At 73.4% G+C, this 13916-nt stretch carries 8 protein-coding genes; 4 read left to right on the forward strand and 4 right to left on the reverse strand.

Features of this window, described 5'->3' with window-relative positions; genetic code table 11:
* Positions 1 to 35: 35 nt before the first annotated feature.
* Both I6G21_RS10180 and ftsY read right to left on the reverse strand, forming a co-directional pair.
* On the reverse strand, positions 36 to 1292 hold the full coding sequence (locus I6G21_RS10180; protein ID WP_058731508.1) for an ammonium transporter: 1257 nt from the start codon (positions 1290 to 1292) through the stop codon (positions 36 to 38).
* Between the two features lie 156 nt (positions 1293 to 1448).
* A complete protein-coding gene (gene ftsY, locus I6G21_RS10185; protein WP_064725416.1) occupies positions 1449 to 2552 on the reverse strand; it encodes a signal recognition particle-docking protein FtsY in 1104 nt (367 codons plus the stop codon).
* A gap of 53 nt (positions 2553 to 2605) precedes the next feature.
* Between ftsY and I6G21_RS10190 the strand changes: the two genes are divergently transcribed.
* Entirely contained in the window at positions 2606 to 3835 is a 1230-nt protein-coding gene (locus I6G21_RS10190; protein WP_064725417.1) for an MFS transporter, read from the forward strand.
* Positions 3836 to 3960: 125 nt separating this feature from the next.
* Here the strand turns inward: I6G21_RS10190 and smc are convergent, their stop codons facing one another.
* Positions 3961 to 7569, reverse strand: a complete 3609-nt coding sequence (gene smc, locus I6G21_RS10195; RefSeq protein ID WP_129357459.1) for a chromosome segregation protein SMC — start codon at positions 7567 to 7569, stop codon at positions 3961 to 3963.
* 272 nt (positions 7570 to 7841) lie between these two features.
* Here smc and I6G21_RS10200 point away from each other — a divergent pair, with 272 nt between their 5' ends.
* From I6G21_RS10200 to I6G21_RS10210, 3 genes are read left to right on the forward strand one after another with little or no spacing between them, the layout of a single operon-like run.
* On the forward strand, positions 7842 to 8873 hold the full coding sequence (locus I6G21_RS10200; RefSeq protein WP_058730896.1) for a 3-oxoacyl-ACP synthase III: 1032 nt from the start codon (positions 7842 to 7844) through the stop codon (positions 8871 to 8873).
* A 44-nt stretch (positions 8874 to 8917) separates the two neighbouring features.
* Positions 8918 to 11677: an alpha/beta fold hydrolase gene (locus tag I6G21_RS10205; protein ID WP_061224983.1), complete on the forward strand. Its 2760-nt coding sequence runs from the start codon at positions 8918 to 8920 to the stop codon at positions 11675 to 11677.
* Positions 11674 to 12813: an NAD-dependent epimerase/dehydratase family protein gene (locus I6G21_RS10210; RefSeq protein ID WP_232238449.1), complete on the forward strand. Its 1140-nt coding sequence runs from the start codon at positions 11674 to 11676 to the stop codon at positions 12811 to 12813. Before I6G21_RS10205 ends, I6G21_RS10210 begins: the two co-directional genes overlap by 4 nt.
* Before the next feature lie 127 nt (positions 12814 to 12940).
* Here I6G21_RS10210 and I6G21_RS10215 read toward each other — a convergent pair whose 3' ends face one another.
* Positions 12941 to 13873, reverse strand: a complete 933-nt coding sequence (locus I6G21_RS10215; protein WP_061224984.1) for a DUF4357 domain-containing protein — start codon at positions 13871 to 13873, stop codon at positions 12941 to 12943.
* Positions 13874 to 13916 lie beyond the last annotated feature (43 nt).

Consider the following 13916-nt stretch of genomic DNA (forward strand, 5'->3'; position numbering starts at 1 on the left):
TCCTGAGGATCGAATGGGTCTGGGGATGGGCGGGCTCAGCCCCGCACCGAGAACTGGCCGGAGGTGCCGGAGGCGAAGGAGTAGGCGGTCTCCGCGTGGGCGGCCAGGTCGATGCCCTGGATCTCCGAGCGCTCGGGGACCCGGAACCCGATGGTCTTGTGGATGGCCAGGCCGATCACGGCGGTGACGATCCCGCAGTACACGATGGTCACCAGAGCCGCGACCACCTGGGTCAGCAGCAGCTCGAAGCCGCCGCCGTAGAACAGCCCGGCGGTGCCGGTCTCCGGGGTGGCGATGAACCCCAGAGCCACGGTGCCGATGATCCCCGAGACCAGGTGCACCCCCACCACATCCAGGGAGTCGTCATAGCCCAGCCGGTACTTCAGGCCCACCGCGAAGGCGGAGCCGACGCCGGAGACCACGCCGAGCACCACGGCCCAGCCGGGATCCACGTTCGCACAGGCCGGGGTGATGGCCACCAGGCCGGCGACGACGCCGGAGGCCGCGCCGAGGCTCGTGGCGTGCTTGTCCCGGATGCGCTCCACCGCGATCCAGCCGAGCATCGCCGCGGCCGGGCACACCAGGGTGTTGATCCAGGTCAGCCCCGCCTGAGCGGGAGTCGCGGCGGCGCCGACGTTGAAGCCGAACCAGCCGAACCACAGCAGCGCCGCACCCAGCATCACGAAGGGCAGGTTGTGCGGACGCTGGTTGGCGTCCCGGCCGAAGCCGCGGCGGGCGCCGATGATCAGGCACAGCACCAGACCGGCCATACCGGCGTTGATGTGCACCACCGTGCCGCCGGCGAAGTCGATGGCCTCACCCAGGGCCGAGCCGATCGCGCCGTCCTTGAGCAGGCCGCCGTCGGCCCACACCATGTACGCCACGGGGGCGTAGACCAGGGTGACCCACAGGGGCACGAAGATGCACCAGGCGCCGAACTTCGCGCGGTCCGCGATGGCTCCGGAGATCAGGGCCACGGCGATGATCGCGAAGGTCGAGGAGAAGGCGATGCCCAGCAGGGAGCCGTCGTGGGTGGCCTGCTCGGAGCCGAAGTCCGTGAAGGGGTTGCCGAGGATCCCGGGGATCAGCTCATCCCCGCCGGCCACCGACGAGCCCCACAGCACCCACACGACGCCGATGATGCCGATGGACACGAAGCTCATCATCATCATGTTCAGGGCGGCCTTGACGCGGGTCATGCCGCCGTAGAAGAAGGCGAGTCCGGGGGTCATCAGCAGCACGAGAGCGGCGGCAACGATCGTCCAGACGTCCTGGGCAGTCAGTTCTTGCATAGCCGGGGTCCTTACGAGTGACGGATGCGGGGCAGGTGCCCCCACGATGCCGTCATCGTGTTTCGCTCTCCCGACCGCGCCGGTAACGGCCGTGTTTCGCGGACGTCCGCCGTGTTCCGGGAGCGTAAAACCGCCGTCATCTCGGCGGAGCCCGGATCAGTCCAGCAGCGCGTCCACGAAGCCCTCCGGATCGAAGGGCGCCAGATCATCCGGGCCCTCACCCAGGCCCACCAGCTTGACCGGCACGCCGAGCTCGTTCTGGATGGCCACCACGATGCCGCCCTTGGCCGTCCCGTCCAGCTTGGTCAGCACGATCCCCGTGATGTCCACGACCTCGGAGAACACCTTCGCCTGGACCATGCCGTTCTGCCCGGTGGTCGCATCGATCACCAGCAGCACCTCGGTCACCGGGGCCACCTTCTCCGTGACCCGCTTGACCTTGCCCAGCTGATCCATCAGCCCGGCCTTGTTCTGCAGGCGCCCCGCGGTGTCGATCATGACGGTGTCCGCCCCGCGCCGCTTGGCCTCGGTGACGGCCTCGAAGGCCACCGAGGCCGGATCCGCGCCCTCCTTCTCCGAGCGCACCGTGTCCACCCCGACCCGGTTGCCCCAGGTCTGCAGCTGGTCCGCCGCCGCGGCCCGGAAGGTGTCCGCGGCCCCCAGCACCAGGGACTTCTCCTCGGCGACCATGACCCGGGCGAGCTTGCCGACCGTCGTCGTCTTCCCGACGCCGTTGACCCCGACCACCAGCACGACGCCGGGATCCTCCCCCGCCCCGTCCAGGGCGAGGCTGCGGTCCATGGTGGGATCCACCAGCTTCAGCAGCTCCTCGCGCAGCATCGCCTTCACGTGCGCCGGATCCTCGGTGCCCTCGACCCGGACCCGGGTCTGCAGGGCCTCCACCAGCCGCTGGGAGGGCTCCGAGCCGAGGTCCGCCAGCAGCAGCGTCTCCTCGATCTCGTCCCAGACGTCCTGGTCGATCCTCTCTCGGGAGAGCAGGGTCAGCAGGCCCTTGCCCAGCATCGAGTTGGAGCGGGCCAGGCGCTCGCGCAGCCGGACCAGGCGCCCGGCCACCGGCGCCGGCTTCTCGTAGCGGGGTCCGGCCGGTGCCTGCTCCTCTGCGGCGATGTCGTCCGGCTCCCGGGTCTCCGGGTAGCCGCCCTTCGGGGCCTTGGGGCCCTTGAGCAGCACGAAGGCCAGGCCGCCCAGGACGATCACGCCGAGGGCGATGAACAGGATGAGGATCAGGGAATCATTCACGTCCCCCAGCTTGCCACAGGGCGCCCCGCCCGGCGCGGGTACAGTGGGCGGCCGTGCCCCGACACCTCCCCTTCCGACGTCGACCTCCCGCCGAGGACCCGCAGACCGACCGCACCCCGGTGCCCCAGGACCTGAAGGTCATGATCGTCGCGGCGTTCGTGATCGCCGTCGGCTACGGACTCGTCGCGCCCGTGCTGCCGCAGTTCGCGGCCTCCTTCGGCGTGGGGGCGGCCGCCTCGGGTGCGGTGATCAGCGCCTTCGCCCTCATGCGGGTGGCCGGCGCTCCGGCGGCCGGGCCCCTGGTGAGCCGCTTCGGCGAGCGCGCCGTGTACCTGTGGGGCCTGGGGATCGTGGCCGGCTCCTCCCTGGCCACGGCCTTCGCCCCGAGCTACCCGCTGCTGCTGGTGCTGCGCGGTATCGGCGGGGTGGGCTCGGTGATGTTCACGGTGTCCGCGATGGGTCTGATCGCCCGATTGTCCCCGCCGGGCATCCGCGGGCGGGTCTCCGGGTACTACGCGACGGCCTTCCTGACCGGGAACATCATGGGGCCGGTGATCGGGGCGGCCGCGGCCGCGCTCGGCCTGCGGGCCCCGTTCGCGATCTACGCCGCGGCCCTGGCGGTGGCGATCGCGGTGGCCGCGTGGAAGCTGCGGCCCACGGCCCCGACCACGGACACCGGCTCGATCCCCCTGCCGATGCGCATCCGGGAGGCCTGGGCGCGTCCGACCTACCGGGCCCTGCTGGTGTCCTCCTTCGCCAACGGCTGGACCAACCTCGGCGCACGCGTGGCGATCATCCCGCTGCTGGGCGCGGCGGTGGCCGGGGCCTACGGGGCGTCGGTGGCCGGCATCGCCCTGGCGGTGCTGGCCGCGGGCGCTGCGATCTCCCAGATCTTCCTGGCCGGCACCTCGGATCGGATCGGCCGGCGACCGGTGATGCTCACCGGGCTGCTGGCCGCGGCCGGGCTGACGGCGCTGACCGGCGTCGTGCCCGGGCCGTGGGCGCTGTGGGGCGTGTGCCTGCTGACCGGGATCTGCACGGGCTTCTACGCCCCGGCGCAGCAGGCCGCGCTGGCCGACGTCGTGGGGACCCGACGCTCCGGAGGTGCGGTGATGGCGCTGTTCCAGGCCTCCAGCGACGTCGGGCAGATCCTCGCCCCGGTGCTGCTGGGTGCTGTGGTCGACGCCGCCGGGTTCAGCCCGGCCTTCCTGATCAGCGCGGCCCTGCTGGTGCTCGCCCTGCTGGCGTGGCTGCCGCGCACCGCGGAGCCCGCCCGCCCCTGACCGGGCCCCACCCTCCGCGCCCTCTCCGGCTGTTTGGGAGGGATTTCGGTGTCTGGGAGCGTCCTCGTGGCTCCCAAACACCGAAACCCCTCCCGAACGCGGCGGATCGGGACCGGGGGCCCGCCTCAGCGGAGGTCGGCCAGGCGCTGGGAGATGACCTGGGTGATGCCGTCCCCGCGCATCGAGACCCCGTAGAGAGCGTCGGCGATCTCCATGGTGCGCTTCTGGTGGGTGATGATGATCAGCTGCGAGGACTCCTGTAGCTCCCGCAGGATGGTCAGCAGGCGCCCCAGGTTCCGGTCATCCAGGGCGGCTTCCACCTCGTCCATCACGTAGAACGGGGAGGGCCGGGCCTTGAAGATCGCCACGAGCATCGCGATCGCGGTCAGCGAGCGCTCCCCGCCGGAGAGCAGGGACAGCCGCTTGACCTTCTTGCCCGCGGGCTTGGCGTGCACCTCGATCCCCGTGGTGAGCAGGTCCTGCGGGTCGGTGAGCACCAGCTTCCCCTCCCCGCCGGGGAACAGGGTCCCGAACACGCGCACGAACTGCTCCTGGGTGTCCGCGAAGGCCTGGGCGAACACGGTGCGCACGTGCTCGTCCACATCCCGGATGATCTCCTCCAGGTCCGCCCGGGACCTCTTGAGGTCCTCCAGCTGCTGGGCCAGGTACGTGTGCCGCTCCTCCAAGGCGGCGAACTCCTCCAGGGCCAGCGGGTTGACCTTGCCCAGGGCCTTCAGGTCCCGCCGGGCCCGCTCCAGGCGCTTCTCCTGGGCCGCGCGCTCGAAGGGCTCCTGCCCCGCGGCTTCCCCGTCCTCATCCAGCACGGGGATGGGCAGGTGCGGCCCGTAGTCCTCCACGAGGGTCTCAACGGTCAGGGACAGCTCCTCGTGCACGGCTTCGCGCAGGGATTCCAGGCGGGCCTCGCGGGTGGCCCGTTCCAGCTCCCCGGAATGGGTGGTGCGCCGCAGCTCGTCCAGCTGGTCGCGCTGCTCGCGTTCGTCGGTGCGGGCCTCGTGCAGGCGGGTCTCGACGGCGGCGCGGCGGGTCTGGGTCTGCTCCCGGATCCGGGAAGCCTCGGTGAGGGAGACCTCGATGCGCTCGGCGACCCGCGCGATCATCTCCCGCACGCCGCGTCGGGCGCGCAGCCGGGCGGCCTGCCGGGCCTCCTGACGCTGGACCTCGGCGCGGGCGGTGCGCTCGGCGGCCACGGCCCGGCGGGCGGCCTCCAAGCGCCGTTCGGCCGCGCGCAGCCCGGATTCGGCAGCGCGCACGCCCAGCAGGGCCTCGGTCTCGGCGGTGCGGGCCGCGGCCGCGGCGTCGGCGGTGCGGGTGCGCTCGGCCTCGGCGGCGTCCACGGCCTCGGTGCCCTCCTGGCGCTGCAGCTCCAGGGCGGCGGAAACCGCGCCCACCGCCTTCTTCAGGGTCGCGGCCAGCCCCGGCTCCCGGGCATCCAGCTCCTGCAGGTGCTCCCGGGCCGCGGCGAGCTCCTCCTCGGTGGTGCCCACCAGGGTGCGGGCCCGGGACAGGGCCGCCGCACTGGCAGTGGACTCCCGGCTGATGCGGGCGAACTCGGCGCGGGCGGTCTTGGCCTGCTCGCGGGCGCGGCGGTGCTCCGCGGAAGCCTCGTCGTGTCCGGCCCGGACCCGCTCGTGGGTCTGCTGCAGTTCGACGACGGCGGCGCGGGCGGCGTCCAGGCGGCTGCGGATCTCCAGCCCGGTGACGGCATCGGCGGAGCCGCCGCGGGCGGTGTGCGCCTCCAGCACGGTGCCGTCCGCGGCGGCGATCCGCCAGACCGGCCCGGCACCGGCGGGCAGGTGCCGGCGCAGGGCCTCGGCGGCCGCGGCGTCGGCCACCAGCGCCGTGCGGGCCAGGAGACGACGGATCCGCGGGGCGAGGTCCCCGCCGTCGACGGCCCGCGGGGCCCAGTGCGCCGGTATCCCGGCGGCCGCGGCGGCGCGGGCGAGCGGGGCGGGCATCTCGCCGCCGTCGATGTCCCCGTCCTCGGCGGCATCCCCCAGGGCGTCATCGGTGAGCACGCTGACCACGCCGAGATCCCGCTGCCGCGCCGTCTCGAGGATCGGGGCGATCCCCTCCCGATCGGCGGATGAGCTCAGGGCCAGGCCCTCGGCCAGAGGCCCGAGGGCGGCGGCCACGGCCGCGGCGTGCTCGGGGGCGGTCTGCAGGTGCTCGGCCACGGCAACCAGCCGGTCCGGGAACGCGGCGAGCACGGCGTCGGTGCCGTCGGCCGCCGGCATCGCGTCGGTCAGTGCCGCGACGCGGGCTCGGGCGGCGTCCAGCTCCCGCCGGGCGGCGGCGGCCTCGGCGGCGGCCTCGTCCAGCCGGCGCTGGGTGGTCTCGGTGCGGGCCTCGGCCTGCTCGGAGGCCTCCGCGGCCGCGCGATGGTCCTCCTCGGAGGGGCCCGCGGCGGCCGTGAGCTGCTCGAGCTGCCCCTGCTGCTCGGCCAGGCGCTCCTCCAGTCGGGCGATCCGCTCCCGCTGGTCCTCGCGGCGGGAGACCAGCGCCTCGTGCTCGGAGCGGGCGGTGGCCATCCGTCCGCGCAGGGCGGCGATGTCCTCGCGGCGGGCGGCGGCCTGAGCCACCAGGGCCGCGTGGTGTTCCTGGGCCTCGGCGGCGGCGGCCTCCGCCTCGGCGCGGGTGCGCCCGGCCCGCTCGTGGTCTGCCCGGGCCTGCTCCTGCCGTTCGGTCAGCCCCGCCAGCTCCTCCTCCAGGCGCCGCACGGCGGCCTCCAGCTGCTCCGGATCCCGCAGGTGCGCCCGGGCCACCGGCGCGGAGGCGGCGCGCACCCGCTCGTCGGCCAGCTGCGCCAGGGAGGCGAAGCGCTCCGTGGTCTGGGTCAGGGCGTAGTAGGCGTCCCGACTGGCCGCGACCTCGGGGCCCAGCCGGGCGGCCTCGGCCTCCAGCTCGGTGATCCGGCCCGTGAGCTCCTCGTGCACGGCCTCGGCCCGGCGCAGCCCCTCCTGGGCTTGGGCCAGGGCCTCGGCGTCGGCCTCCAGGGCGGTGGAGGCCTGCACCCAGTCGTCGGCGAACAGCCGCGCCCGGGCATCGCGCACCTCGTGCTGGATGCGCTGGGCGCGCCGGGCCACCCTGGCCTGGCGTCCCAGCGGGGTCAGCTGCCGGCCGATCTCCCCGGTGAGGTCCTCCAGCCGGGAGACGTTGGCCTCCATCGAGGCCAGCTTGCGCAGGGTCTTCTCCTTGCGCCGCCGGTGCTTGAGCACGCCCGCGGCCTCCTCGATGAACCCGCGTCGCTCCTCCGGGGTCGCGTGCAGGATCCGGTCCAGCTGCCCCTGGCCCACGATCACGTGCATCTCCCTGCCCAGCCCGGAGTCGGAGAGCAGCTCCTGGATGTCCAGCAGGCGGCAAGATGAGCCGTTGATCGCGTACTCGGAGCCCCCGCTGCGGAACAGGGTCCGGGAGATCGTCACCTCGGAGTACTCGATGGGCAGGGCGCCGTCGGCGTTGTCGATGGTCAGGGTCACGTGCGCCCGGCCCAGCGCCTGGCGGGCGGAGGTCCCGGCGAAGATGACGTCCTCCATCTTCCCGCCGCGCAGGGACTTCGCCCCCTGCTCGCCCATGACCCACGCGAGGGCGTCCACCACGTTGGACTTGCCCGAGCCGTTGGGGCCGACGACGGCGGTGACCCCGGGTTCGAACTCGAAGGTCGTCGCGGAGGCGAAGGACTTGAAGCCGCGCACGGTCAGGGTCTTCAGATGCACGGTGCTCCTTCCACGGCTCACGGTTGCCTGCCCGACGCCGGGCGGGGGCCGAGCCTGCACCACTCTATCGACCCGCCCCCACCCCGCCGGCGTCGGGTGGCCGCCCGCGGGAAATGACAGGAGCCCACTCCGGGGGCTGTAGAGTTGATCAGCGGACTGCCGCGCGTCCGTCTCGTCCCACCCCGAGGGGTGCGGCGGCAGGGTCGGGGCCGGTCCCCACGATCTTCGGCTCGCACCTGCATCACACCACTTCGTCGCGAAGGCACGATTCATTGACCTCTAACTCCTCGATCCGCCATCGGAACTCGTCGCTGCTCTCGGTGACCAGAGTGGAAGCCGAGGAGGTCGTGCCGTCCTCCTGGTTCGATGACCAGCTGGCGGACACCTACCGCCGCCTGCGCATGCCCCGGGGCCTGCTGGAGCGCCTGGCCGGGATCCGGGAGCGGCGCGGATGGGCCGAGGGCTCCAGCTTCGACGACGGCGCGGCCCGCGCCGGACGCGCCGCCCTCGAGCAGGCCGGGGTGGCCCCGGAGCAGATCGGGCTGCTGATCAACGGCTCCGTGACCCGCGACAACTTCGAACCGGCCGTGGCCGTGGGCATCCACCACGCGCTCGGGCTGCCGCGCCACGCGCTGAACTTCGACATGACCAACGCCTGCCTGGGCTTCGTCAACGGCATCACCGTGGCCTCCTCCATGATCGACGCCGGGGCCATCGACTACGCGCTGATCGTGTGCGGGGAGGACCCCTCCCCCTGGCACGAGACCGCGTTGCGCATGCTCAACCGCCCGGACTCCACCCGGGACGAGGTGCTCACCCAGTTCGCGACCCTGACCCTGGGCTCCGGGGCCGCCGCGGCCGTCATCGGTCGCGCCGACCGCCACCCGGAGGGCCACCGCATCCTCGGCTCCGTCTCCCGCGCCGGCACCGAGCACAAGGACCTGTGCATCGGCGGGGACGCCGGGCAGGGCATGGCCACCGACGCCACCGGCCTGCTGACCCACGGGCTGAAGCTGGTCACCGACGCCTGGGAGGAGGCGCACCGGGAGGGCTGGGACTGGACGGACATGGACGCCTACGTCACCCACCAGATCTCCACCTCCCACACCAACGCCATCGTGGACGCCGTGGGCATCGACCGAGACCGGATCCCGCTGACCTTCCCGTACTGGGGCAACGTCGCCGCGGCGGCCCTGCCGATGACCCTGGCCCTGCAGGCCGAGACCCTGGAGCCCGGGCAGCGGGTGCTGTGCATGGGCGTGGGCTCCGGGCTGAACACGGGGCTGATGGAGATCGCCTGGTAGGGCCCGCAGACCCCACCACCCGAGCAGCGAAAGGCCAGGAGACGATGAGCACGCAGACCCCCGCCCGCCGGACCGCGCCCCAGCCGGGGCCCGTGCCGCTGAAGCCGTGGCCGGGGGTGCGCCGCGCGGACAGCCGCACCCTGCGCGTGGTCTCCTCGGCCGCCGTCGACGCCGGGACCGAGCGGACCTGGCACTACCTGGACAACGCCGCCGAGCTCGCCGAGCGCGGCCTCACCCCCGTGGGAACGCTGCTGTGCGTGCACGGCAACCCCACCTGGTCCTACCTGTGGCGGCGCCTGGTGCGCGCCGGGGCGGACTTCGCCCAGCCGTGGCGCGTGGTGGCCGTGGACCAGCTGGAGATGGGCTTCTCCGAGCGCACCGGGCTCGCCCGCACCCTGGCGGATCGGGTCGCCGACCTCGGGGACTTCACCGCCGCCCTGGGGCTGGACGAGCAGGCCGGGGAGCACGGCGTGGTCACCGTGGCCCACGACTGGGGCGGGCTGATCTCCCAGGGCTGGGGGGCCGCGCACCCGGGCCTGCACGCCGGGCGCATCCTGACCAACACGGCCCTGTCCCAGCCGGCCGACGCCGCCGTGCCCGGGGCCCTGCGCCTGGCCCTGCACCCGGCGGTGCACGGGTGGGGCACCCGCTCCACCACCGCCTTCCTGGACGTGACCCTCGCCCTGCACCGCGGGGACTGGGATCCGGCCGTGAAGGCCGCCTACCGCGCCCCCTACGACGACGCCGAGAAACGCGACGGGATCCGCGGCTTCGTCGCGGACATCCCGGCGGACCCCGGGCACCGCTCCCACGCGGCCATGCGCGGCATCGCCGAGGCCGTGGCGGGCGATGAGCTGCCGGGGCTGATCCTGTGGGGTCCGCACGATCCGGTCTTCCAGCAGCGCTACTTCGACGACCTGCTGCGCCGGATGCCCCAGGCGCAGGTGCACCGCTTCGAGAAGGCCGGGCACCTGGTGGCCGAGGACGAGGACATCGTCCCCCTGGTGCGGACGTGGCTGGCCGAGACGTACGGTGAGGCGGAACCGGTCATCGCCCGGCACCGCCGGGTGCGCGCCGAGCGGGAGGCCCGCTCCCCGCTGGCCGCGGACTTCCGCCCCATGACCGCCGAGCTGGAGGCCCGCCGGGAGGACGACGCACCGGCCGTCGTGGACATGGGCCGGGTCCGACGCCGCGCGGGATCCGGGCGCCACGGGGCCGCCCCGGTCAAGCGGCGGCTGAGCTGGCGGGAGCTGAACGCCGAGGTGGATCGCACCGCCGCGGTGCTGCGCGGACTGGGCGTGCGCCGCGGGGCGCGGGTGAGCCTCATGGTCCCGCCCGGGGCGCGCCTGACCGTGCTGATCTACGCCTGCCTGCGCGTGGGCGCGGTGATCGTCGTCGCGGACACCGGGCTGGGGCTGAAGGGCCTGACCCGGGCGCTGCGCGGGGCCTCCCCCGAGTTCCTCATCGGCATCCCGCAGGCCCTGGCCGCCGCGCGCGCCGCAGGCTGGCCCGGGCGGCGGATCCTCGCCGGCTCCGCGGACCCGGTGAGCACCCGTGCGTTCGGGCTGATCGGAGCCACCGACGACGCCGCCCCGGCCGCCCCGGCCGGCACCCCCTGGGACGCGCCGCGCCCGGAGGATGAGGCCGCGATCCTCTACACCTCCGGGTCCACGGGGCCCGCCAAGGGGGTCTCCTACACCCAGCGGCAGCTCAGCGCGATGCGCGACGCGATCCAGCGGACCTACCGGCTTCAGCCGGGTTCGGGGCTGGTGGCCGGCTTCGCGCCCTTCGCCCTGCTGGGCCCGGCCTTGGGCGCCACCTCGGTGACCCCGGACATGGATGTCACCCGGCCCAAGACCCTCTCCGCCCGGGCCCTGGCCCAGGCTGCGCAGGCGATCGAGGCGACCATCGTCTTCGCCTCCCCCGCGGCCCTGATGAACGTCGTGGCCACGGCCGAGGACCTCGCCCCGGCCGAGGCCGAGGCCCTGGGCCGGGTGCGGCTGCTGCTCTCGGCCGGAGCGCCGCTGACCCTGCCGCTGCTGCGCCGGGTCTCCGCCCTGGTGCCACGCGCCCAGGTGCACACCCCCTACGGGATGACCGAGGCCCTGCCCGTGGCGGACATCTCCCTGACCCAGATCGAGCAGGCCGAGCGCGACGCCGCCTCGGGCATGCGCGGCGCGGGCGGCGGGGTGTGCGTGGGGGTCCCCGTGCACGGGGCCGAGCTGGCCCTGGGGCTGCTGGACGAGGAGGGGAATCCCTCCCGCGAGCCCTCCCACGCGGAGCGGCGCACCGGGGAGATCCTGGTCAGCGCCCGGCACATGAAGGACCACTACGACCGGCTGTGGTGGACGGAGCGGGACTCCGCGGCCATCCCCGGCTGGCACCGCACCGGCGACATCGGGCACTTCGACGCCGCGGGTCGGCTGTGGGTGGAGGGCCGCTTGGCCCACCTGCTGCGCACCCCCGACGCCGTGGTGACGCCGGTGGCCGCGGAGGCCGCGGCCGAGACTCTCCCGGCGGTGCGCCGGGCCGCGCTGGTGGGGGTGGGCCCGGCCGGTACGCAGGCGCCCGTCGTCGTCGTGGAGCCCGAACAACGCCGCGGGGTGCACCCGGGGCCGGCCCCGCTGGAGCTGGCCGACGCCGTGCGCGCTGTGGTGCGCGGACGCACCGGGGTGGTCCCGGTGGCCGTGCTGCAGGTGCCGGAGCAGCCCACGGACATCCGGCACAACTCGAAGATCGACCGCCCGCGCCTGGCCGCGTGGGCCGAGAGCACCCTGTCCGGGGGGAAGGTGGCCAAGCCGTGAACCAGCAGGAGCACCGCCGCAGGGGTCATGCCCAAGGCCCCGGTCGGGAGCCCGACACCGCGTGGCGGGCCCCGGATCCGGACGAGCGCCGGGAGATCCTGCCCGATGCCCGGCTTCCCGAGCCGAACGGGCGCACCGTGCTGGTCACCGGGGCCTCCGGGATGCTCGGGGCGCGCACCGCGCTGGAGCTGATCCGCCGCGGCTGGAGCGTGATCGCCCTGCAGCGCTCGGACGCCACCGCGGTGCGCAAGTCCCTGCAGGCCAAGGGCGCCGAGCGCTTCGAGCAGCGCCGCGGCTCGATCACCGACGCCGAGGCCGTGGCCCGGGCGATGGACGGGGCCGATGCGGTGGTGCACCTGGCCGCCAAGGTCAGCGTCTCCGGGCCGTGGGCCGAGTACGAGGAGGTCAATGTTCGGGGCACCCGGGTGATGGTGGAGATGGCCAAGCGGGCCGGGATCCGCGACTACGTGCAGATCTCCTCCCCGTCCGTCTCCCACGCGGGCTCCGCCTTTATGGGCCAGCCGAATCTGACCGCCGACCCCGACCACGCGCGCGGGAACTACGCCCGCTCCAAGGCCTACGGGGAGCTGCTGGCCCTGGAGGCCGACGGCGAGGACTTCCGGGTCGGGGTGATCCGCCCGCACCTGGTGTGGGGCCCCGGGGACACCCAGCTGGTGGAGCGGATCATGGAGCGGGCCTCCCGCGGCGGGATCCCCCTCCTGGATGCCGGAGCCGCGCTGATCGACACCACCTACGTGGACAACGCCGCCACCGCGATCGTCCGGTGCCTGGAGCGCCTGGAGACGGTGCACGGGCGTCCCCTGGTGGTGACCAACGGGGAGCCGCGCACGGTGGGCGAGCTGATGGCGGCGATGTGCCGGGCCGGCGGGGTGCCCGCCCCCACCCGGCGGGTCCCGGCGTCGCTGGCGAAGCTGGCCGGCCGGGTCATCGAGAAGGTCTGGGAGAAGCGCCCCGGCGAGGATGAGCCGCCGATGACGGAGTTCCTGGCCGAGCAGCTGTCCACCTCCCATTGGTTCGACCAGCGCCAGACCCGCGAGCTGCTGGATTGGGAGCCCGCGGTCTCCCTCGACGAGGGGATGCGCCGCCTCCGCGAGTACTACGCCCCGCAGGCCTGACCCCGGCCGCGCCGCGACTCCATCTGTCGGTTTGGGAGGGGTTTCGGCGTTTGGGAGCGTCCTCGTGGCTCCCAAACACCGAAACCCCTCCCAGATTGCCCCTCCGGAGGCCCCGGCGCAGTGGTGGTCAGGCGAAGGCGCCGCTGTCCTTGAGGTCGCCCAGGCTGGTGCCTTCGGCATCCGCCCAGGAGAGGTTGCCGTTGCGGGGATTGCCGGATACGAAACTCGCGGCCGCGCTGGCCGAGGTGAAGGAGATCGCCGCGGTGGTCCTCTCCCCATCGACGGCGGCGGCATGGACCGATCGGATCCGGCCGATGCGCCGGTCGGTGCACTCGCCCTTGATCGTGCTGCCCGCCTTGAGCACCCAGCTTCCAGCCGAGTGCACCAGCACCGCCGGCTCGGTGCTGCCGCGCAGGCGCATGAACAGCTCCGTGCTGCTGGCCGCACGGGCGGGTTCGGTCGCTGCGCTCACGGGGTCTATATCACTGCCGCTTTCGCTGCCAGCCAGCGGTGGTTCGAGGAAGAGCATGCGCATGGAGGCGATCATCAGACGGGCATCGGCGAGAACCGCCCTGAGGTCGTTGTAGACGTCGTCCTCCACGTCGCCCGCCGAGGGAGTATCGATGTTCTCCGGTGAATTGCGGCCCGCCTCGCGTGCCATGCGGATGAGATGAGACTCCAGGAACTTCAGCTCGGTGGCGGTGAAGTTCTTGGGCTCATCCACCAGAAGGACGGCGGTGTGGCACCACCGGTGGCGTCCTTGATCCCGGTGCTCGATCACGCGGCTCAGAGCGCCCTTGCCGTTGGCACGCAGATCCGCTTTGCCGATGTACAGACGCGGATTGTCCGCGCTCGGATCCTCCAGAAGCATGTACACACCCGGCTGATTCATCTTCTTGTCGCAACGCCAGGCGTCGAAGGAGCTGGCGGGGACCAGATACACGCTGTAGGTGCGACGAGGAAGCCGCACTCGCTGAGGACCATCGAAGCGACCTTCGAGCAGCGTCAGCTCGAGGCGGCGAGCATCGTGTTTTGCCATCGACAAGATCACCTCGGTCATCGGGATATTCAGCTGTGCCTCTCATCTTCGCACGCATCGCGGC

The organism is Rothia kristinae (assembly GCF_016028855.1).
In the GTDB taxonomy this organism is placed as follows: Bacteria; Actinomycetota; Actinomycetes; order Actinomycetales; family Micrococcaceae; genus Rothia; species Rothia kristinae.

What these genes read in the sequence shown, in the direction of transcription:
- I6G21_RS10180 (WP_058731508.1), bottom strand. Translation starts at nt 1,292, where the DNA reads ATGCAAGAACTGACTGCCCAGGACGTCTGGACGATCGTTGCCGCCGCT.
- I6G21_RS10205 (WP_061224983.1), top strand. Translation starts at nt 8,918, where the DNA reads ATGAGCACGCAGACCCCCGCCCGCCGGACCGCGCCCCAGCCGGGGCCC.
- I6G21_RS10215 (WP_061224984.1), bottom strand. Translation starts at nt 13,873, where the DNA reads ATGACCGAGGTGATCTTGTCGATGGCAAAACACGATGCTCGCCGCCTC.